Here is a 19,762-nt window from a genome sequence, read left to right on the forward strand (position 1 = left end):
TGGGCGCGAGCGTCTCGCCGCCCAGCTCAGGGCCCCCGTCGGCCGAGGTTGATACCATCGCGCCTATGACCGCTATGGCGGGCGCCACCTCCCGGACCCAACGAGAGCGCTCCGACGCGACCATCTCGCTGCTGCTGACGGTCGCCCGTGAGATCTTCGGCCGGGACGGCTACGCCGCCACCTCACTCACGGTCGTCGTGGATGTGGCCGGAGTGACCAAGGGCGCGCTTTACCACCATTTCAAGAGCAAGCAGGATCTCTTCCGCGCCGTCTACGAGGCCGAGGGCGAGCGCCTGTCGCAGATCGTGACAGGGGCCTATCGCGACGAGCCCGACCAGTGGGAGGCGTTCCACAAAGGCGTCGAGGCGTTCCTGGAGGCGCTGCTCGACCCGTGGGTGCAGCGCATCATGCTGACCGACGCGCCCGGCGCGCTGGGCATGCAGGCGATCTGGGACAACCTGACCACCAGCGGCTTCACCGCGCAGATCCGCCGCGGGCTGGAACGCGCCGCCGAGGCGGGCCTGATCTCCCGGGCTCCGACGGCGGCGACGCCGCACCTGATCTACGGTGCCGTCTGCTCCGCCGCGCAGCTGATCGCCCGCTCGGACGATCAGCGGGCGATCTTCGAGGACTCGGCGGCCAGCCTGCGCATCATGCTCGACGCGCTGGCCGGCCGCACCTCCGGCTAGCTACTGCTCGGTGCCGACCGCGTCCACCGCGGGCCAGGTCAGCAGCGCCGATCCCCAGGTCAGGCCCCCGCCGAAGGACGTCGCCAGCAGCCGGTGCCCGGCACGCAGCGACCCGTCGCGGCAGGCGTCGCCCAGGGCCAGCGGGATGGAGGCGGCGCCCGTGTTGCCGACCGTGGCGACGTTGCCGATCCGCCGGTCGGCGTCCACACCGACCAACTCCGCGACCCGGTCGAGGATCCGCTGGTTGGCCTGGTGCGCGACGAACCGGTCCACGTCGGCGACGGTGTGCCCGGCGGCGCTGAGCACCCGCAGGCTCGATTGGGTCATGTGCTCGATCGCCCGGCGGTAGACCTCCTGACCGGAGACCGCCCAGTACAGATCCGCCCGCGTGTCCGGCTCCGGCGGCGGCTCGGCGGCCGCATCGCGGGCGCGCTGGCGACAGCCGCCGGCCTCGATCCGGATCAGGTCCGCGGCGCCGCCGTCGCTGCCCAGGTCGAACGGGCCGACCGCGCCGGGCTCGTCCGCGGTGCCGGCGCGCAGCACCACCGCGCCGGCACCGTCGCCGAACAGCACCGCCGGCCCGCGGGTCTGCGGTGTGTGCTGCAGGAAGTACGAGTTGGTCTCCGCGCCGATCAGCAGCACCCGCTCGGCGATGCCGGCGGCGATCAGGCCGGCGCAGGTGGCCAGCCCGTAGACGAAGCCGCTGCACACGGCGGCGAGGTCGAACGCGGCGGCGGGTGCGACCCCGACCCGCCAGGCGACCTCCGGCGCGGTGGCCGGGCTCAGGCGATCCGGCGTGGTGGTCGCCACCACCACCGCGTCCACGGTGTCCACCTGCGCCGACTTGAGCGCGTTGCGACCCGCCGTGCTGGCCAGATCGGCTGTGGTGGTGCCCGGATCGACGATCCGGCGCTCGGCGATCCCGGTGCGGCGGCGGATCCACTCGTCCGTGACCTCGAGCGCCGGCGTCAGCTCGGCGTTGGGCACCGTGCGACTCGGCACCGCCGTGCCGAGCCCTTCCAGGACGGCGACTCTGCTCACGTTCTCTCCCTCTGGCTAGCGGGTGGCGGTCCGGTTCAGCTCACCGGCCGGGGGCGGTGAGCGAGCCGGCATCCGGCGCTCTGCGCTCGGCGGTCCGGCTGTGGATCAGTGCCTGCACCGGGCCGTCCGTGCGCAGCATCGGCCCGGGTAGCGGCTTGACCTCGTTGAGCACCTGGGTGCGCCATTGCCGGGCGATGGTGGCCACTACCAGGATCGTCTCCATCCACGCGAAACCCTCACCGATACACACCCTCGGCCCCATCCCAAACGGGAAATAAGCCATTCGGGGCTGTCCGGGCCGGTCCTGGCTGAACTCTCCGGCGTCGTCCAGCCATCGTCCGGGACGGTACTCCAGCGCGTCATCACCCCACCACCGCGGATCACGGTGGGTCACCCACGGGCTGGTGATCAGGCGGGCCCCCGCCGCGATCGGCCAACCGTCAACGGTGAGGTCCTCCTGTGCGCGCCGGCCGATGACGTAGATCGGCGGGTAGAGCCGCATCGACTCCGCGATGACGGCGCGGGTGTAGTGCAGCCGCGGCATGTCGTCGGCCTCGGGCAGCCCGGGCAGCGCGTCGACCTCCCGGTGCAGGCGCTCGCGGACCTCCGGGTGCTGGTCGAGCAGCCACAGTGTCCAGGTCAGCGCGTTGGCGGTGGTCTCGTGGCTGGCCGGCACGAAGGTGCGGACCTCGTCGAAGATCTCCGAGTCGGTCATCCCCGACTGCAGCAGCATGGACAGGAAGTCGTCGGTGAGCGCCGCGCGGCGCTGCTCGACCAGCCTGTTCAGCACCGTGTCGAAGCGGATGCGTGAGGCCTCGAACCGCCGCCGCAGCGGGGTGGGCATGCGCAGCAGCAGCGCGACGTGCGGCGAGCCGAGCCGTTGGAAGATCGAGACGAACTCGTGCAGCGCCTCGCGCGCCTCGATCACGTCCGCGTCGTCGATGTCCGAGCCGAACAGGGCCTGAGTGGCGACGCTGAGCGTCAGCCGGCCCATCGACTCGGCGACGTCGACCTGCTCGCCGTCGTGCCAGGGCAGGCCGCGGGCGATGTCGATCATGAGCTGGCCGTACTCGGCGATCCGGGCCCGGTGGAACGCGGGCTGCAGGGCCCGGCGGTGCCGCTTGTGCACCTCACCGTCGTTGGTGAACAGTCCCTCGCCGAGGAACGGGATGGCGCGTTCGAAGCCGCTGCCCTTGCGCACCGATCGGGACCGCACGACCAGTGCCTCGTGCACCAGATCGGGGTCGCTCACCAGGTACACCGATTCGTTGAGCACCCGCAGGTGCGCCACCCGCGGGTGGTCGGCGGCGACCGAGGTGAGCATGCCGAGGATGTCCTTGCGCCTGGCGCGGTAGGCCTTGAGCGGACCCATGGCGGGCCCGGGTGGGTACGGCCTTCGATCTGACATGGAGCGTCTCCGTCCGGTCGATGCTGACCCGGGCCACGATTTGGCCCTGCCGTAGTTACGACCACACCCGTGTCACCCCGCGCCTATGTCTCCTGTGATCTGGCGCATCCCGCAGAATTGTCCCTTCTCGCCTGAATGAGGGCCGATTATCCTTGCCTTGACTTACATACTCGTGCTACGTAACCTCCATACTCGTGGGTAGCAAGAATCAAGTTCGATTGACGTAAGTCGATCATCAAGATTGTTGAAGCCGCCACCTTTTCTTTGTCGACAAGCACTTTATGTCCAGATGGCGACAGAGTGAACCCTTCGCTAATCCGTATCGTGAGCACCGCGCGGGACTCCTGACAGAGTGGTTGATTCCGCGGGGCCGGTGGCCGGCAAGGCAATAAACGCAAGGTGTGCTTTCTGGGAGCAGTACGCACGGGGGAAACACGGGGGGAACTGAATGGGTTTCGTCGCGACCTCAGAACAGATGGATCGCGGGCCGGGAGATCAGGGATGCGTTGGCGCCTCACCCGGCGCCATGCAGCGGCGGTGGGAGCTGGTCCTGCCGCACCGGGAACGGCTGTCGCGGCTGGTCCGCAGCCGGCTCGGCGACTGCCACGAGGTGGACGACTGCGTGCAGGAGGCGCTGCTACGGGCGGTGGCCTTCGTCAACCTCGACGCCAACCGGGTCGGTCCTTTTCTCACTACTACGGCACTGCGGCTCTGCATCGACCAGTACCGCGACCGCGATCGGCAGTACCGGCTGCGTAGCCGGCTGGCCTTTCCCGACGTCACCCTCACGCCCGAGGAGACCGCCTGCGAGCACCTGCTCGGCAGCTGGCTGCTGGGCGAGGCTCGGCAGCTGCCGAGCCGGGAACGGCAGGTGATGCTGGCGCGCGCCGACGGCCTGAGCACCGCCGAGGCGGCACGCCACCACAACATCTCGGTCAAAGCGGCGGAAAGCGCTTTCACCCGCGGCCGGTCCCGGCTGCTCGAGGTCTTCCAGGGCGACGCGCTGATTCCTGTCCTCGATCCGCAGAACGCCGGCGCGGGGCGACGCACCCTGCCGCGTAACAACAGTTAGCCGATGGCCGCGTCGACGACGACCTCGCAGGCCGACAGGCCCGCCCGGCCGCAGTGGAAGGACGTGCACAGAATGACCGCATCGAAGACGCCGGAGACGGACTGGGACAACGCGCCCGGGCTGCTCGACGGCGCCATGCAACTGCACCTCACCGCCGAGACCTGCAATCTGGACTATTGGTTCTCGTCGGTGGCGCAGGGCACCCTCGCCGGGCTGGTGGACGGGCATACCCCGGGCGCGGTGACCCCCGAACATATGCGCCGTCCGGGCCCGCTGCGCACCGCCCTGATCACTGAACTCGGCTTTCGCACGGTCGCCGAGGAAAAGGCCACCCGCGCAATTTCCAAGCTCGTCGAAACGGCTCCCGATCTGGCCGGAATGGAGTTCTATGCGACCCAGCTCATCGACGAGGCGCGGCATGCCCGGGTCTTCCGAAATCATATCGTGGACATGGGAATAGCCGAGGCCGACCTGAGCGCCACCATCGAGGAATACGCGGGAAAGGACATTCAGCAGGTCATCATGCCGCTTGAGGACTTTTCCCAGCCGATCCGCGACGCCGGCGACTATATCGGCGGAGTAATTCTTCTCACAGTGCTGGTCGAGGGGGTACTGGCGCCGACCGCCGAGCTGAGCGAGCGCAAGTGGCGCCGGCTGGACCCGGCCGCCGCCGAGATCGAGCGCGGCGCCGGCATCGACGAGATCCGCCACCTGACCGTCGGCAGCGAGATCGTCCGGAACCACCTGATCGCACACCCCGAGGAGAAGCCGCGCATCGGCGCGCTCATCGCGCAGGGCCAGCAGCTGTGGGCCTCGGTGCCGGTGCTGGAGATGCTCGGCCGGCGCGAGGCCCTGTTCCAGGAGGGACTGGCCGAGCACGCCGCCGTCGCGGGCGACTACGAGATCTGGCCCGGCCGCCGGCTGGTCGACACCACCGCCGAGGAGCGCGTGGCCAAGGCGATGCAGTGGTCCGCGGAGATGCAGGAGAACCGTATCGCCTACATGGGACTGCGGTAACCCCTATGGACGCCGCCAACCACTTCGAGACCCCGACCACGATGCTGCTCACCCGGCTGGAGTGGCTCGCCGCGCTCGCCGTGTCGATCACCCTCGCCCTGCTGCACGTTTCGGAGATCAACTGGGCGGTCTTCATCGGCCTGTTCGTGATCATCGACGTCATCGGTTACATACCGGGGGCCATCGCGTTCCGCCGCAGCGGCGACCACCGGATCGGCCGCGGCTACTACCTCGCCTACAACACCATGCACAGCCTGATCACCGGCGGGGCCATCGCCGGCGCCTGGGCGCTGGCCTTCGGTCCGGAGTGGGCGCTGCTGGCCATCCCGATCCACCTCTTCGGCGACCGGGGGATCTTCGGCAACTCGCTCAAGCCGTTCGGGGTGCCGTTCGAGCCGCACCCGGTGCCGGAGTTCACCCGCTTCGAGCAGGCCTACAACGCGGGCCGGCCCGAGCCGGCCGCGAGCGAACCGAGGAGGGTGGCGCATGGTGCCGGCTCGTGAGGCGTTCCTGGCCGCCGACGTCCTGGCGGCCCGATCCGACAACCCGAGTGCCTTCCTGGCCCTCAACAAGGGCAACATGCAGTTCACCGACGGCAACCGGGCGGGCGTGGTGGTCTACCGCCCCGCCGGGCGCTACCTGATGCAGTTCGGCGGCCCGTTCGCCGCGGCCGCCGACTACGCGCCGCTGCTGGAGGCGTTCCTGCGGTTCGCCGCCGCACAGCGGCGCCGGGTGGTGGCCGTGCAACTGCAGCACCGCGACGCCGAGCAGTACGCGCGGCACGGCTTCACCGTCAACCAGATGGGCGCCTCGTACGCCGTGCACCTGCCGGACTTCTCCCTGCGCGGCGGCAAGTTCATGCGTCTGCGCAACAAGGTGTCCCGGGCGCTACGGGCCGGTCTCAAGGTCACCGAGTGCGAGCCCGGCCAGGGCCTCGATCAGCTCGACGCCATCGACCGCGACTGGCTGCGCGGCAAGGGCCGGCACGCCCGACCGCTGCAGTTCCTGGTCGGCGAGCACGACGGCCCGCTGCAGGCCAAGCGGCGGGTCTTCCTGGCCGCGCTGGACGACGAGCCGATCGGCTACGTCAGCTACGCGCCGGTCTACGGCAGCCGCCCCGGCTGGCTGCACGACCTGAGCCGGCGCCGGGCCGCGGCCCCGCCGGGCGTGATGGAGGCGATCAACACCGCGGCGATCGAGGCGTTCCGGTCGGAGCGGGCCGAATGGCTGCACTTCGGATTCACGCCGTTCGTCGGCCTCGACGAGTCACTGGAGACGCCGGCGGCCGGCCGCGGGGTCGGCCGGATCATCCGCTTCCTGTCCGAGCACGGAGAACGGCTGTACCCGTCGGCGACCCAACTCGCCTACAAGGAGAAGTGGGGGCCGCACGTGGTGCTGCCGGAGTACATCGCGTTCCACGGCCGGCCCCGCCTCGGCGCGGTGTGGCGGCTCGCACGTGTCACCAACGCCGTCTGACCCCGGCCTCGCACACCGTCGACCTGGGAGAACGCGATGCGGTTCCTGGAGAATGAACGCCTTACCCTGGCCAAGTTCCTACCCGGCCTGGACGAACTGCTGGCCGGCTTCCCGCCGGACGAGCTGGAACGACCCGGCAACCCCGGCATCGCCGCGTTCAAGCGGTGCGGCGGGCCCGGGCTGCTGGTGCCGCCCGAGCACGGCGGTGCCGGCGCCGGCGCGCTCGACGCGATCCGCGTGCAGCGCGCCATCGGGGCCCGGTCGCCGTCCACGGCGGTCGCCACGACCATGCACCACTTCTCGATGGCCAGCCTGGTCGTGCTCAGCCGCGACAGCCAGGGCTTCGAGTGGATGCTGATGGAGGGCATCGCCCGCGAGGGCAAGCTGCTCGCCTCCGGCTTCGCCGAGGGCCGGCCCGGCTCGAGCATCCTGGCGCCGACCATGTCCGCCGAGTCCACCGACGACGGCCTGCGGATCAGCGGGGTGAAACGCCCGTGCAGCCTGGCCCGCTCGATGGACCTGCTGACCGCCAGCGTGCTGGTGCCGCGGCGGGACGGCCCGGGAGAGCAGCTGGCGATCGCGCTCGTGCCGTCCGAGAGCGACGGCCTGACCGTCAGCCCGTTCTGGAGCAGCTTCGCGCTGGCCGGCGCGGAGAGCGAGCAGGTAACCGTCGACGACGTGTTCGTGCCGGAGGAGCTCGTGATCCGGGTCGACGCCCCGCCCGGGCAGACCATGGACGCGCTGCAGATCGCGGGATTCGTCTGGTTCGAGCTGCTGATCACGGCCAGCTACCTCGGCGCGGCCAGCGGCCTGGTGGAACGGGCCCTGCACAACGCGCGCATCCCGCCCGGTGAACGGGCCCGCCTGCTGATCGAGATCGAGGCCGCCGCCGGCGCGCTGGAGAACGTCGCCCGGCAGGTCGTGGACGGCGCACTCGACCAGGAGCTGCTGGCCGCCTGCCTGATCGCCCGGTACGCGGTGCAGGACGCCATCGCCCGCCTCACGCCCCGGGCCGTGGAACTGCTCGGGGGCCTCAACTTCATGAGTTCCGACGAGATCGGCTACCGCGCCGCGTGCGTGCACGCGCTCGCGCTCCACCCGCCGTCGCGCGGCCGGATGGCCGAGCCGCTGACCGATTTCCTGGCCGGCGGAGCGCTGACCATTGTCTGAAGGGAGCACCATGAACCAGCATCGCCCGACCGTGCTGCTCAGCGGCGCGAGTGGGGTCGTGGGACGCGCGCTGATCGACGAGCTGACGCCCGACCACGACGTGATCTGCCTCTACCACCGCGCGCCGATCGACGATCCTCGGGTGGAGGTCGTCCAGGGTGACCTGACCCGCGCCGACGCCGGGCTGGAGCGCGGCGAGCTCGCCGCGCTCTGCGACCGCCTCGACGTGGTGCTGCACTGCGCGGCGAACACCAAGTGGAACACCCCGCGCGACGAGATCATGAACACCAACCTGGGCGGCACCACCCGGATGCTCGAGATAGCCCGCCGGTCCGGTGCCCGGATGGTGCACATGAGCACCGCGTTCGTGGCCCGTGACGGCGCACAGGCCGACGCGGCCGGCGGCGGGGTCACCGCATACGTTAAGTCGAAGGTCGCGTCCGAGAACCTGGTCCGCGACAGCGGCCTGCCGTGGACGATCGTGCGGCCGTCGGTGCTGATCGGTGACAGCCGGGACGGCCGGATCGCCGCGTTCCAGGGCATTCACAAGGTGATCGGCGCGACCTACCGGGGCACGCTGCCGGTGCTGCCGGCCGACCTCGACTCGATGATCGACTTCGTGCCGCAGGACGTCGTCGCCAGGGCGGTCGGCCGGCTGATCCGCGACCCGCAGGCGGGCGGCGAGCACTGGCTCACGGCCGGCGACCAGGCGCTGCGCCTGACCGAGATGGTCGAGCTGACGCTCGACCTGGCCGAGCTGACCGGGCCGCGGCCGCACCCGCCGCGGATGGTGCCGGTCGAGGCGGTCGACCGGCTGCTGCTGCCGATGCTGGAGGACGTGCTGCCGGTCGGCATCCGCCGCCAGTTCAGCGCGTTCGCCGAGCTGATGCTGCTGTTCCAGTCGCGGACGGCGATGCCGAGCTCGCTGCCGGCGCTCGGCCTCGGCGACGAGGTCTCGCACGCGGCGCTGTGCCGGGCGTTCCGCCTCTCGGCCGAGCAGCTGGTGAACCGCCGTGACCGCGCGGCGCGGCCGGCGCCCGCCGCGGTACCGGCGGCGACCGCGACGGCGGTGGCGGGTTGACCGCGGCCGTCGACGCACCCGACCTCACCGACCTGACCATCGGCCGGGTACGCCGGCACATGGGCAGCGGCCGCGCCTCGCTCGGCGAGATGCTCGGCCGGGTCGTCGAGGTGTCGTCGGCCGGCGCCTGGGTGACCGCCGCCGACGGCCGGCGCTACCTGGACTTCGGTGGCTACGGCGTGTTCATCCTCGGGCATCGCCACCCGACGGTGGTGGCCGAGGTGCGCCGCCAGCTCGACCAGCACCCGCTGGCCACCCGGGTCTTCCTGGAGCCGGTCAGTGCCCGGGCGGCCGAGGCCCTCGCGGAGGTGGCCCCGGACGGCCTGGACCAGGTCCACTTCGTCAACTCGGGCACCGAGGCCACCGAGGCCGCGATCAAGCTGGCCCGGGCGCACGGCAGGACCGAGCTGATCGCCGTCGACGGGGGTTTCCACGGCAAGTCGATGGGCGCGCTGAGCATCATCGGCAACCCGCTCTACCAGCGCCCGTTCGGTCCGCTGCTGCCCGGCGTCACCCAGGTGCCGTTCGGCGACCTGCCCGCGCTGCGGTCCGCGCTGAGCGCCGCCGCCGGGCGGGCCTGCCTGGTGCTCGAGCCGGTCCTCGGCGAGGGCGGGGCGCTGCCGGCGCCGGAGGGGTACCTGCGGGGTGCGGCCGAGGCCTGCCGGGAGTTCGGCGCGCTGCTGGTCGCCGACGAGATCCAGACCGGCCTGGGCCGGCTGGGCCGCTGGTGGGGCATGGACGCCGAGGCTGTCGTGCCGGACATCATGCTGGTCGGCAAGGGCCTGTCCGGCGGGGTGATCCCGGTCGCCGCCATGGTCACCGGCGCGGAGCTGTACCAGCCCTTCGGCCGGGACCCGTTCCTGCACTCCTCCACCTTCGGCGCCTCGCCGATCGCGTCGGCCGCCGCGATCGGCGCGCTGCGGGCGATCAAGGAGGAGGACGCGGTGGCCAAGGCCGCGTCGCTGGGCACCCGGCTGCTGATCCTGCTGCACGAGGCGCACCGGCGCCACCTGCCCGGCCAGGTCGCCGAGGTGCGCGGCCGCGGCCTGCTGCTCGGCATCGAGTACGCCGCGGCGGGCCTCGCCGGGGACGTCGCGCTCGAGCTGATGAGCCGCGGCGTGCTGGTCAACCACTCGCTCAACGCGGCCGACGTGCTGCGACTGACACCACCGGCCATCCTCGCCGACCCCGAGGTGGACTTCTTCGCCCAGGTTCTCGACGACGCCCTCGCGGCGGTCGCCACCCGTCACCAGCCCAGGAGCTGACCATGCCACAGATCACCATCGCGGTCCGTACGCCGCGTGACCCCGCGGACGTGTACGAGCGGATCCGCGACTTCGCCAGATATCCGCAGCAGACCGACGCCGTCGTCGAGGTGCTCGTGCACCCCGTCGAGGCAGACGGGGGACTGGTCTCGGAGTGGACGGTGCGGTTCCGCAACGGCCTGCTGCGCTGGACCGAGCGCGACGTCTTCGACGACGAGCGGCGCTCCATCGTCTTCGAGCAGCTCAGCGGCGACTTCGCCACCTTCCGGGGTAGGTGGCTGATCGACGCGGACGGCGACGGCGCCACGATCGTCTTCGACGCCGAATTCGACCTCGGCATACCCACCCTGGCGGCGCTGATCGACCCGGTGGCCGAGGCGACGCTGCGCAGCAACATCCTGCTCATCCTGCGCGGGCTGCTCGGCGACGTGACCGAGCACGACCTGACGCCGGATCCTCCGGTCGGTGCGGGCGTTGCCTGAGACGATCGCGCCGCCCCGCGCGCCGGTGGCCGGCGGTGAGGCGCTCGGAGCGGAGCCCGGGGTGGACACCCCGGCCTGCCTGAGCCTCTACCGCCGGCTCTCCGCCGGCGTCACGGTGGTCACCTCCCGGCACCGGCACACGCCGGTGGGGATGACCGCGTCCGCGGTGACGTCGCTGTCGCTGCGGCCCCCGCTGCTGCTGGCCTGCCTGGCCAGCACGTCGCGGACCCTCGCGGGGATCCGGCTGCAGCGCACGTTCGCCGTGCACCTGCTGCGGGAGGAGCAGGTGGGCTGGGCCGAGTCGTTCGCCCGGACCGGTCACGAGGGCTTCGGTGACCTGCGGGTCCGCGAGGTGCTGGGCACGCCGGTGCTGGTCGACGCCCTGGCCTGGACGGTGTGCCTGCTGGTCGAGGCGCGCGAGTACGGCGACCACCACACCGTGGTCGGCGAGGTGGTGGCCACCCACTCCGGCGCCGGCCGTCCGCTGCTGTGGCACGACCGTTCCTACTGGGGACTGCGACCCGCCGGGCAGTGACCGGCGGTCGTGAGGGAGAGGTACCCGAAGCGGTCCAACGGGGGCCGGGGCGACCCGGCCGGGCTTCGCGGCCCACGCAGGTTCGAATCCTGCCCTCTCCGCAACGGACACGAGATCAGGGAGGCACACGTGACCACGACGATGACCCAGCGCTGCCTGGTGGTGGCGAACCCGGTGGCCGGCGCGGTCACGACCGACCTGATCGGCGAGGTCGCCGAGCGCTGCGGCAAGGCCTACGAGGTGGTCGGCACCGAGCTGACCAGGAGGGCCGGCGGCGCGCGGGAGCTCGTCGCCGACGCGTTCACCCGGCCGGATCCGCCGCGCCTGGTGGTCGCGGTCGGCGGGGACGGCACGGCCCGGGAGGCCGCCGAGGGCATGGCCCGGGCGCTCGGCCGGTGGCCGCACGGTGCCGGGCCCGGCCCGGCCTCCGACGCCCCGGCGCTGCTGATCCTGCCGGCCGGCACCGGTAACTCGAGCGCCCGGGCGATCTGGGGCGACCGCACCTGGGAGGACGTCGTCACGCGCGCCCTGACCGGTCCGGCCCGGGTGCGGCACCTGGACCTGATGCGGCTCGTCGAGGCGGACCGGGCGGTCATGCTCGGCGCCTCCGCCGGCTTCATCGCGGCGGTCACCGAGGCGGCCCTCGCGCACACCGACATCCCGGGCCGGGACCGCTACCTGCAGGCGATGGCGGCGACCTTCGCGAGCTACCGCCCGTACGCGGGAGGGGTCCTCGTCGACGGCGAGCCGCTCCACGAGGGGGCGACCACGCTGGTGACGGTCGGCGGGGCGCGGCACCGGGTGGGCACGTTCGAGGTGCTGCCGCGATCGGTGCTCGACGACGGCGAGCTGGACGTGTGCGCGGTGCGCGGCTGGAGCAGCGACGAGGAGCGCGCCGAGCTGGCGACGCACATCATGGCCGGCACCCACCTCGGGCATCCCGGCGTGTACTACGGCCGCGGCCGCCGGATCGAGCTGACCCGCACGGACGGCGAACCCCTCTGCTTCGAGCACGACGGCGAGATGTGGACGGGCGCCGCCGGCTCCCTCACCCTCGAAGTCGTCCCCGGCGCCGTGCCGGTGCTCGCACCCGTCGAGGCGGTCGCGGGCTGAACGCGGCCGTGACGATTCAGCCGTGGCTGTGCGGGTATGCCCTGGTACATGACAGTTGAGTCCGAATCCAACGAGCCGAACGAGTTCGGTTTCTCGGGCGCGGGTACCGGGCCCTCGCCGGAACACGTCACGGAGCTCATCGCCGACACCGACGCCGAGGCCATCGCCATTCCGTCCGGGGACCTCACCGGCGCGATCGGGCGCGCCCTGGACGAGCTGACCAACCACGACGGCACCGAGTCGGAGGAGTCCCGCTGATCCCGCGGGGGTGACCGATGGGACGCTACGGCGAGGAGATCGCCGCCCTGGCCGCGCCGCTGACCGATCCGGGCGACCTCGACGTGCTGCTCGACCGCGTCGGCGACGCCCGGGTGGTCATGCTGGGCGAGGCCAGCCACGGCACCCACGAGTTCTACGCCTGGCGGTCGGCGATCACCCGGCGGCTGATCGCCGAGAAGGGGTTCTCGTTCGTCGCCGTCGAGGGCGACTGGCCGCACTGCGACCGGGTGGACCGCAGCGTGCGCTGCCTGCCCGCCGCGCCGGACGACCCGCGGCTGGCGCTGCTGGAGTTCGACCGGTGGCCCACCTGGATGTGGGCCAACGAGGAGGTGGTCGACTTCACCCGCTGGCTGCGCGCCCACAACGCCGGCACCGATGAGTCGCGGCGGGCCGGATTCCACGGCCTGGACGTGTACTCGCTCTGGGAGTCGCTGCGCGAGGTGCTGACTTATCTGCGCGCGCACGACCCGGAGCAGGTACCGGCCGCGACGGCGGCCTGCCGCTGCCTCGAGCCGTACGGCGAGAACGCGCAGGCGTACGCGTGGGCGACCCGGTTGGGCCCCGCCACCTGCGAGACCGAGGTGATCGAGCTGCTCGCCGGGCTGCGGCGGCAGGCGACGGCCGACGGGCCGGACGGGTTCCGGGCGTGGCAGAACGCCGAGGTGGTCGCCGGGGCGGAGCGGTACTACCGGACGATGGCGCTCGACGACGGCCAGTCGTGGAACGTGCGGGACCGGCACATGGACGAGAGCCTGGACCGGCTGCTGCGGCACTACGGGCCGGGGGCGAAGGCGGTCGTGTGGGCGCACAACACCCATGTCGGCGACGCGCGGGCCACGCACATGGCCGAGGCGGGAGACGTGAACATCGGCCAACTGGCCCGGGAACGCTACGGCGCGCAGCGGGTCGTCCTGGTCGGCTTCGGCACCCACCACGGCACGGTGGTCGCCGGCCACGCGTGGGGCGCGCCGATGGAGGTGATGGCCGTGCCGCCGGGCCGCCGGAACTCGCTCGAGGAGGCGCTGCACACCGCGGCGCCCCCGCAGGCGCTGTTCGTGTTCCCGCGGGCCGACCGGCCGGACGTGCTGACCGACGAGCTCGAACACCGGGCGATCGGCGTGGTGTACCGCCCCGACCGGGAGTTCTACGGCAACTGGGTGCCGACCGTGCTCGGCGAGCGCTACGACGCCTTCGTGTGGTTCGACCGGTCCCAGGCCGTGCGTCCGATGCACCTGCGCACGGCCGACGCGCTGGAGCCCGAGACCTATCCCTCCGGGGTCTGAGCGTCAGGGCTGGTTGAGCCCGGACACCAGGTCGGTGGCCGGGCTCGGTGCCGACCCGCTCAGCGCCGCCTCGACCTCGCCGGCAGCCCGCTGCCCGGACTCGACCGCGCCGTCGAGGTAGCCGACCCAGCGCACGGCCGTCTCGGCGCCGGCCCAGTGCACCCTTGCGGTCGGCGTGCGCAGCACCGGCCCGTACCGGGTCAGCGCGCCCGGCGCGCCGAACGCGCCGTAGCAGCCGCGACTCCACGGGTCGGCGGTCCAGTCGTGGTCGACGTATCCGGTGCTGCGCCGGGCGGCCGGGCCGAAGTAGGCCGCCAGGTCGTCGAGCACCCGGGCGCGGCGCCGGGCCGGCCCCAGCGCCCCGAACGCCGTCGCCGCGTGGCCCTCGACGAAGCAGACCAGGACGCCCGGCGTGCCGCCGGCGGGGCTGTTGTCGAACACCATGGAGACCGTGCGGTCCTCGCTGGCCGCCTGGCCGGACAGGCCCTGCCGGCGCCAGAAGGGCTCGTCGTAGACCACGTTGGCCTTCACCACGGCGCCGTGCGGCAGGCGTTGCAGCAGCGCCTGCCGCCCGGGCGGCAGCGGCGGGTCGAAGTCGACGCCGCCGATCAGCGCCGGCGGCACCGCGACGATCACCCGCCGGGCGCGGACCGCAACGCCCGTCCGGGGATGCACGGTGACGCCGCCGTCGTCGACGGCGATGCGGCGCACCGGCGTGCCCAGCACCACCCGCTCGCCCAGCGGCGCGGCCAGGCGCTCGGCGAGCCGCTGCGAGCCGCCGTCGATCCGCTCCTGCTGCGCGCCGCCGGTGGTCGACACGACCGCGCCGGGCCCGCCCGCCGACGCGAAGTAGAACTGGGCCCACAGCGCGGACAGCTCGCCCGGCTCGGCCGCGAACACCGCCCGGGTGATGCTGTGGAAGAACCGCCGGCCGCCGCGGGTCCGGCTGTGCCGGTGCAGCCAGGTGGCGAACGTCTGCGCGTCCAGGGCGGCCGCGTCCGGCGAGTGCCACGGCGCCTCGACGTCGACCCGGCGCACGGCGCGGCCCAGGGCCCGCCAGGTGGTGGCGACGTCGGCCAGCGCCAGCGGGCCGAGGCGCGGCACGGTGTCGCGGCGGCGGTGCACCCGGCCGCCGAACTCGATCAGGTGCCGGCCGCTGTCGTAGGTGGGGAACGTGCCGAGGCCCAGCTCGCCCAGCAGGGCGAGGACCCGGTCCTGGCCGGGGCCGACCCACTGGCCGCCGAGCTCGACCGTGGCGCCGGGCACCGCCGCGTTCAGGGTGCGCCCGCCGACGCGGTCGCGCGCCTCCAGCACCAGCACCTGGCGTCCCCGGGCGGTCAGCTCCCGCGCCGCCACCAGGCCGGCGACACCGGCGCCGACCACGACCACGTCCGCGTCGCTCATGTCTTGATTTACGCGCCCGCCGGATCCACCCCTCGCGGCCGGCCGGGAAATTCCCGCGCGGGGCCGCGGGTGGCCTCCGCGTAAACCAGGTGAACCCCCGAGGAGGGCCATCACGATGACCACATCCACTCCCCGGCGGCTGCAGTCGGGCAAGGCCAGCAGCACGGCGGGGCTCACCGCCATGATGCGCGCGGTCGACGCCCGGCTCGCCGTCGACCAGCGCCTGGCCGACGACAGGTACGCGCACCTGTACGCGGCCTTCAACCCGCGCTTCAAGCACTACGTACGCAGCGCCGCGACGGCGAAGCTGTCCCTGAAGCTGTTCGACCGCCTCTTCGGCGGCTTCCTCGCGGAGATCCTGCTGCGGTCCCGGCACTTCGACCGGGTCCTGGCCGACGCCCGCAACGACGGGATCGACCAGGTGCTGCTGCTGGGCGCGGGCTACGACTCGACGCCGATGCGCCACCCCGATCTGCGGTTCGTCGAGATCGACCATCCGGCGACCCAGCGCGCCAAGCGGGCGGTGCTGGCGAAATCCGGGATCACCACGGACAACGTCACCTACCTGCCGGTTGACCTGGAGACCGAGCGGCTCGCGGCGGTGCTCACGCCGGAGGTGTTCGACCGCGGCCGGCGCACGCTGGTCGGCTGGCACGGTGTCACGTTCTTCCTGGAGGGCGACGCGTTCCAGCACGCGCTGGCCGACATCGCGGCGATCTGCGCGCCGGGCAGCCGGCTGGTCTTCGACTACATGGACCGCTCGGTCATCGACGGCACCAACGAGTACCGCAGCGTGCGTACCGCGGCCCGGCTGGTCGCGCGGCGCGGGGAGCCGTACCGGCTGGGCATGGATCAGCAGTCCGCGACGCGGGCCGCCGAGGCGGCGGGTTTCCGCTGCCTGGAGCACCTGCGGGTGACCGACCTCATCGACCGTTTCGGCGGCGCGCGGCCGTACTGCTCGCGTAAGGACTTCATGGGCGTGCTGACGGTGGAGCGGGCGTGACCCTCTCCTTGACACCGACATACCGTCGGTATGTAATTGCCCGAGTCCACGAGAGGGGTACCCCGTGACCGAGAGCACCTACGCCGACGCGGGCCTGTTCCCGCGGGAGGCGACAGATCCGCACTGCCTCACCGACGACCAGGCCGACGAACTGCTCCGCGCGTCGCACTGGCAGCGCTTCGTCGTGGTCGGCGACAGCCTGGCCAAGGGCCTGGGCGAGCCGACCGACGGCTACCGGTCCCTGCCCTGGGGCGCGCGCACCGCGGCGGCGCTGCGCCGCGCCCAGCCGGACCTGGTGCACCTGAACCTCGGCGTGGAGAACCTGCGCGCCGCGGAGGTCCGGGAGACCCAGCTGGACGCCGCGCTGGCGCTCAAGCCGGACCTCGCCGCGGTGGTCTGCGGCGGCAACGACATCCTGCCCCGCAACTTCGATCCCGAGGCGGTCTCCGCCGACCTCGACGGCATCATGGGCCCGCTGCGCGAGGCGGGCGCCGACATCGTCACCTTCACCCTCCAGGACCTCTCGGCCGCCTATCCGGCGCTCGCCGAGGGCCCGCTGCTGCCCCGGATCAGGCAGCTCAACGACCTGGTCCGCGAGGTGGCGGCCCGGCACGACGCGATCGTGGTGGAGATGTGGTCGCACCCGGCACGGGCCGACCGCGACATCTACTCCAGCGACCTCAAGCACGCCTCGATGCGGGGCCACGCGATCGTCGCCGCGGCGACCATCCGGGCACTCGGCGCCCGCCTGGCCGCACGGGCGGCCGCGTAGTGCCCGCCGCCCGCCGGGGCGGGCCCGTGGGGCCCCGATGACGCTGACCGAGGAGCTGTCCGCCTGGGCCAGCACGCTGCAGCTGGCCGACGTGCCCGGCCGCGTCGTCGAGATCGCCAAGAGCCAGCTGTTGTCGCAGCTGGCCGCGGCGCGGGCCGGCGCGGGCCACCCGGCGGGCCGGGCGGTCATCTCGGCGTTCGGCCCGCCGCTGCAGGCCGATCCGAAACAGTCCGCGTGCGTGCTGGCCGGGCTCACGTCGTGGCTGCACTTCGACGACACCGCGTACGCGGGCCACATCTCCAACTCCACCGCCACCGTCCCGATCGCCTACGCGCACGCCCTGGGCCTCGACGGCCGGGGCCTGCTCACCTCGATGATCACGGCGAACGAGTGCGCGTCGCGGGTCACCGCGGCCGCCACGCTGGGCCCGTTCCGCGGGCAGAGCGCCACGCACACGCACGTCACCGGCGCGGTCAGCGGCCGGCTGCGCAGCGAGAACAGGCCCGCGGACCGCTGGGTGGCCGCGTTCGGCATGGCCTTCGGCATCCCGCCGCGGATGCTCGCGCCGGGCTTCCTCAACAGCGACGCGAAGGTGCTCAGCGCCTTCACTCCGGTCCGGGCCGGCCTCGACGCCTGCGATGCGGCCCTGGCCGGGCTGGCCGGCGCGCCCGACATCCTGGAGCACCCGCAGGGATTCCTGTCCCGGTTCTCGACCGTGCCGCTGCCCGAGGCGGTGACCCTGGGGCTGGGCGAGCGGTGGCACACCGAGACGCTCTCGTTCAAGATGCATCCCGGCGGGCCGGGCATCGACAGCGCGGTCGACTGCGCGATCGAGCTGCACCGCGAGCTGGGGGAGCGCGAGATCGCCGGCATCACCGACGTGCTCGTGCACGCCTCGCTGTACACGGTGGTGGTGGACCGGCAGACCGCGCCCTACGTGGACGGACCGGACTCGCCGGTCAGCGCGCTGGTGTTCTCCACGCCCTACACGGTGGCGACGACGCTGCTCAACGGCGAGCTCACCCCGGCCGACTTCGCCGCGCCGCGGGTGCACGAACCGCGCCGGTGGGAGCTCGCGGCGAAGATCCGGCTGACCGAGGACCGCGGCATGACCCGCGACTCGTTCCTGTGCGAGGTGCCGTTCGGCGAGGCCCTGCGCCAGGCGGGGCCACGGGCGGCGACCTGGCTGACCGAGTTCGGCGGCCCCGGCCTGGTGGAGCTCGTCGGTGAGATCCCGCCGCCGAGCGTGGACTTCACCCAGGCGAGCAAGGTCACCGGCGCCCGGGTGGTGGTGACCCTGGCCGACGGCAGCACCCGGGAGCGCCGGCTCGACATCCCGATCGGGGCGGTCGGCCCGGACACCCGGGCCCGGCACGCCGAGCTGGTCCGGGAGAAGTTCCTGTCCACCGGCGGTGCCAAGAGCGTCGCCGACGCGGTCGCGGACCTGGAGCACGCGTCCGCGCGGGAGGTCGCCGAGCTGTTGGAGACCGCCCTGCTGACGCCCTGAGGCCCGGTCGGTTCCCCACCTGGCGGGGTGGGGAACCGACCGGATGCTTCGTTCCGCGGGCACGCGCCGGCGCGGCCGCCTCCGCTCAGCCGAAGGTCACCAGGTGCCGGACGGCGTCGCCGGCCCGCAGGCGGCGCAGGCCCTCGTCCACCTCGTCGAGCGCGATCGTCGACGACACCATCGCCGCCAGATCCAGTCGCCCGGCGCGCCACAGCCCGATCAGCGTCGCGAAGTCGCGGCGCACGTCCGCCGAGCCGTACAGCGCGCCCAGCAGTCGCTTGCCGTCGAAGAGCAGCTCCGAGGCGCTGAAGCACACGTCGCGTGCGGCGCCGCCGGCGCCGACGACGACCACGGTCCCGCCGCGGCGGGTGCCGTCCCAGGCCGCGCGGATCGTCTCGGGCCGGCCGACCACGTCGAAGCCGTGGTCGGCGCCGCGGCCCAGCCCCAGGCTCTTCAGCGTGGCGCCGACGTCCGCCGGGGCGCAGGCCGCGGTCGCGCCGAAGTTCCGGGCCAGCCCGTGCTTGGCGGGTACCGGGTCGACGGCGACGATGAGGCCGGCGCCGGCGAGCCGGGCGCCCTGTATCGCGCTCAGCCCGACCCCGCCGCAGCCGACGATCAGCACCGATTCGCCCGGGCGGACCCCGGCGGTGTTGACGACCGCGCCGACGCCGGTGGTGACGCCGCAGCCGAGTAGCGCCGCGATCTCGTACGGCACGTCGGCGCCGACCTCGATCGCCGCGGCCTCGGGCACCACCGTCTCCTGTGCCCAGGTGCCGCAGCCGGCCATCCCGAACGCGGGGGTGTCGCCGAGCCGGAACCGGGGCCGCGCCCAGCCGGCCTTGACGTGCACGGTGCACAGGTGCGCCTCGCCGCGCAGGCAGTGCCGGCAGGCGCCGCACGGCGCGATCCAGGCCAGCACCACCCGGTCGCCGACCTGCGCCGCGGCCACCTGGGAGCCGACGGCGACGATCTCGCCGGCGCCCTCGTGGCCGAGCACCACCGGCATCGGCTGGGCGAGGACGCCGTCGATGGTGGACAGGTCGGAGCGGCAGATGCCGGACGCGTGCAGCCGTACCCGGACCTCGTGCGGCCCGGGTTCGATGAGCGTGACGTCGTCGCGTACCCGGACCGGTTCGTGGATCGCCTCTGCGACCGCTGCCCGCAT

20 protein-coding genes and 1 tRNA gene are annotated in these 19,762 nt (G+C 72.9%); 17 read left to right on the top strand and 4 right to left on the bottom strand.

What is annotated here, in order from left to right:
* The first annotated feature begins 65 nt into the window (after positions 1-65).
* Positions 66-689 carry a TetR/AcrR family transcriptional regulator gene (locus AB0B58_RS21605; RefSeq protein WP_360226136.1) on the top strand — a complete coding sequence of 208 codons (624 nt, stop codon included), beginning with the start codon at positions 66-68 and terminating at the stop codon, positions 687-689.
* Here the strand turns inward: AB0B58_RS21605 and AB0B58_RS21610 are convergent, their stop codons facing one another.
* On the bottom strand, positions 690-1,730 hold the full coding sequence (locus tag AB0B58_RS21610) for a beta-ketoacyl-ACP synthase 3 (RefSeq protein ID WP_360226139.1): 1,041 nt from the start codon (positions 1,728-1,730) through the stop codon (positions 690-692).
* A gap of 40 nt (positions 1,731-1,770) precedes the next feature.
* A complete protein-coding gene (locus AB0B58_RS21615; protein WP_360226142.1) occupies positions 1,771-3,138 on the bottom strand; it encodes a cytochrome P450 in 1,368 nt (455 codons plus the stop codon).
* Positions 3,139-3,664: 526 nt separating this feature from the next.
* Between AB0B58_RS21615 and AB0B58_RS21620 the strand changes: the two genes are divergently transcribed.
* The 13 genes from AB0B58_RS21620 (at position 3,665) to AB0B58_RS21680 (ending at position 13,911) form a co-directional block, all read left to right on the top strand.
* Positions 3,665-4,210 carry an RNA polymerase sigma factor gene (locus tag AB0B58_RS21620; RefSeq protein ID WP_360226145.1) on the top strand — a complete coding sequence of 182 codons (546 nt, stop codon included), beginning with the start codon at positions 3,665-3,667 and terminating at the stop codon, positions 4,208-4,210.
* Positions 4,211-4,213: 3 nt separating this feature from the next.
* A complete protein-coding gene (locus AB0B58_RS21625) occupies positions 4,214-5,227 on the top strand; it encodes a VlmB-like protein (protein WP_360226148.1) in 1,014 nt (337 codons plus the stop codon).
* Positions 5,228-5,232: 5 nt separating this feature from the next.
* The gene (locus tag AB0B58_RS21630; protein ID WP_360226150.1) at positions 5,233-5,730 is read left to right on the top strand and encodes a hypothetical protein; all 498 of its coding nucleotides are present in this window, start codon (positions 5,233-5,235) and stop codon (positions 5,728-5,730) included.
* Positions 5,714-6,703 (top strand): DUF2156 domain-containing protein, encoded by a 990-nt coding sequence (locus AB0B58_RS21635; protein WP_360226153.1) that lies wholly within the window; start codon positions 5,714-5,716, stop codon positions 6,701-6,703. The genes AB0B58_RS21630 and AB0B58_RS21635 overlap by 17 nt, the downstream gene beginning before the upstream one ends.
* A 36-nt stretch (positions 6,704-6,739) precedes the next feature.
* Positions 6,740-7,873, top strand: a complete 1,134-nt coding sequence (locus AB0B58_RS21640) for an acyl-CoA dehydrogenase family protein (protein WP_360226156.1) — start codon at positions 6,740-6,742, stop codon at positions 7,871-7,873.
* A 10-nt stretch (positions 7,874-7,883) separates the two neighbouring features.
* The gene (locus tag AB0B58_RS21645) at positions 7,884-8,954 is read left to right on the top strand and encodes an SDR family oxidoreductase (RefSeq protein WP_360226159.1); all 1,071 of its coding nucleotides are present in this window, start codon (positions 7,884-7,886) and stop codon (positions 8,952-8,954) included.
* Positions 8,951-10,219: an aminotransferase class III-fold pyridoxal phosphate-dependent enzyme gene (locus AB0B58_RS21650; protein ID WP_360226161.1), complete on the top strand. Its 1,269-nt coding sequence runs from the start codon at positions 8,951-8,953 to the stop codon at positions 10,217-10,219. The genes AB0B58_RS21645 and AB0B58_RS21650 overlap by 4 nt, the downstream gene beginning before the upstream one ends.
* A 2-nt stretch (positions 10,220-10,221) precedes the next feature.
* Complete coding sequence (locus tag AB0B58_RS21655) at positions 10,222-10,701, top strand: SRPBCC family protein (protein ID WP_360226164.1); 480 nt, start codon at positions 10,222-10,224, stop codon at positions 10,699-10,701.
* A complete protein-coding gene (locus AB0B58_RS21660) occupies positions 10,685-11,236 on the top strand; it encodes a flavin reductase family protein (RefSeq protein ID WP_360226167.1) in 552 nt (183 codons plus the stop codon). Before AB0B58_RS21655 ends, AB0B58_RS21660 begins: the two co-directional genes overlap by 17 nt.
* Before the next feature lie 14 nt (positions 11,237-11,250).
* A tRNA-Arg gene (locus tag AB0B58_RS21665) sits at positions 11,251-11,337 on the top strand.
* A 28-nt stretch (positions 11,338-11,365) separates the two neighbouring features.
* Positions 11,366-12,349, top strand: a complete 984-nt coding sequence (locus tag AB0B58_RS21670) for a diacylglycerol kinase family protein (RefSeq protein WP_360226170.1) — start codon at positions 11,366-11,368, stop codon at positions 12,347-12,349.
* A gap of 48 nt (positions 12,350-12,397) precedes the next feature.
* On the top strand, positions 12,398-12,607 hold the full coding sequence (locus AB0B58_RS21675; RefSeq protein WP_360226173.1) for a hypothetical protein: 210 nt from the start codon (positions 12,398-12,400) through the stop codon (positions 12,605-12,607).
* A gap of 17 nt (positions 12,608-12,624) precedes the next feature.
* Positions 12,625-13,911 carry an erythromycin esterase family protein gene (locus AB0B58_RS21680; RefSeq protein ID WP_360226176.1) on the top strand — a complete coding sequence of 429 codons (1,287 nt, stop codon included), beginning with the start codon at positions 12,625-12,627 and terminating at the stop codon, positions 13,909-13,911.
* 3 nt (positions 13,912-13,914) lie between these two features.
* On the opposite strand, the gene AB0B58_RS21685 is transcribed toward AB0B58_RS21680, so the two are convergent.
* On the bottom strand, positions 13,915-15,315 hold the full coding sequence (locus tag AB0B58_RS21685; protein ID WP_360226179.1) for an FAD-dependent oxidoreductase: 1,401 nt from the start codon (positions 15,313-15,315) through the stop codon (positions 13,915-13,917).
* A 115-nt stretch (positions 15,316-15,430) separates the two neighbouring features.
* Between AB0B58_RS21685 and AB0B58_RS21690 the strand changes: the two genes are divergently transcribed.
* The 3 genes from AB0B58_RS21690 to AB0B58_RS21700 all read left to right on the top strand — a co-directional run bounded on the left by AB0B58_RS21690 (position 15,431) and on the right by AB0B58_RS21700 (position 18,597).
* Positions 15,431-16,318, top strand: a complete 888-nt coding sequence (locus tag AB0B58_RS21690) for an SAM-dependent methyltransferase (RefSeq protein WP_360226182.1) — start codon at positions 15,431-15,433, stop codon at positions 16,316-16,318.
* 64 nt (positions 16,319-16,382) lie between these two features.
* Positions 16,383-17,090, top strand: coding sequence for an SGNH/GDSL hydrolase family protein (locus AB0B58_RS21695; protein WP_360226185.1), 708 nt, complete (start codon positions 16,383-16,385; stop codon positions 17,088-17,090).
* A 37-nt stretch (positions 17,091-17,127) separates the two neighbouring features.
* Positions 17,128-18,597 (top strand): MmgE/PrpD family protein, encoded by a 1,470-nt coding sequence (locus tag AB0B58_RS21700; protein ID WP_360226188.1) that lies wholly within the window; start codon positions 17,128-17,130, stop codon positions 18,595-18,597.
* A gap of 85 nt (positions 18,598-18,682) precedes the next feature.
* Here AB0B58_RS21700 and AB0B58_RS21705 read toward each other — a convergent pair whose 3' ends face one another.
* Positions 18,683-19,762 (bottom strand): alcohol dehydrogenase catalytic domain-containing protein, encoded by a 1,080-nt coding sequence (locus AB0B58_RS21705; protein ID WP_360226191.1) that lies wholly within the window; start codon positions 19,760-19,762, stop codon positions 18,683-18,685.

This window comes from Actinoplanes sp. NPDC049118, assembly GCF_040648555.1.
Classification (GTDB): domain Bacteria; phylum Actinomycetota; class Actinomycetes; order Mycobacteriales; family Micromonosporaceae; genus Actinoplanes.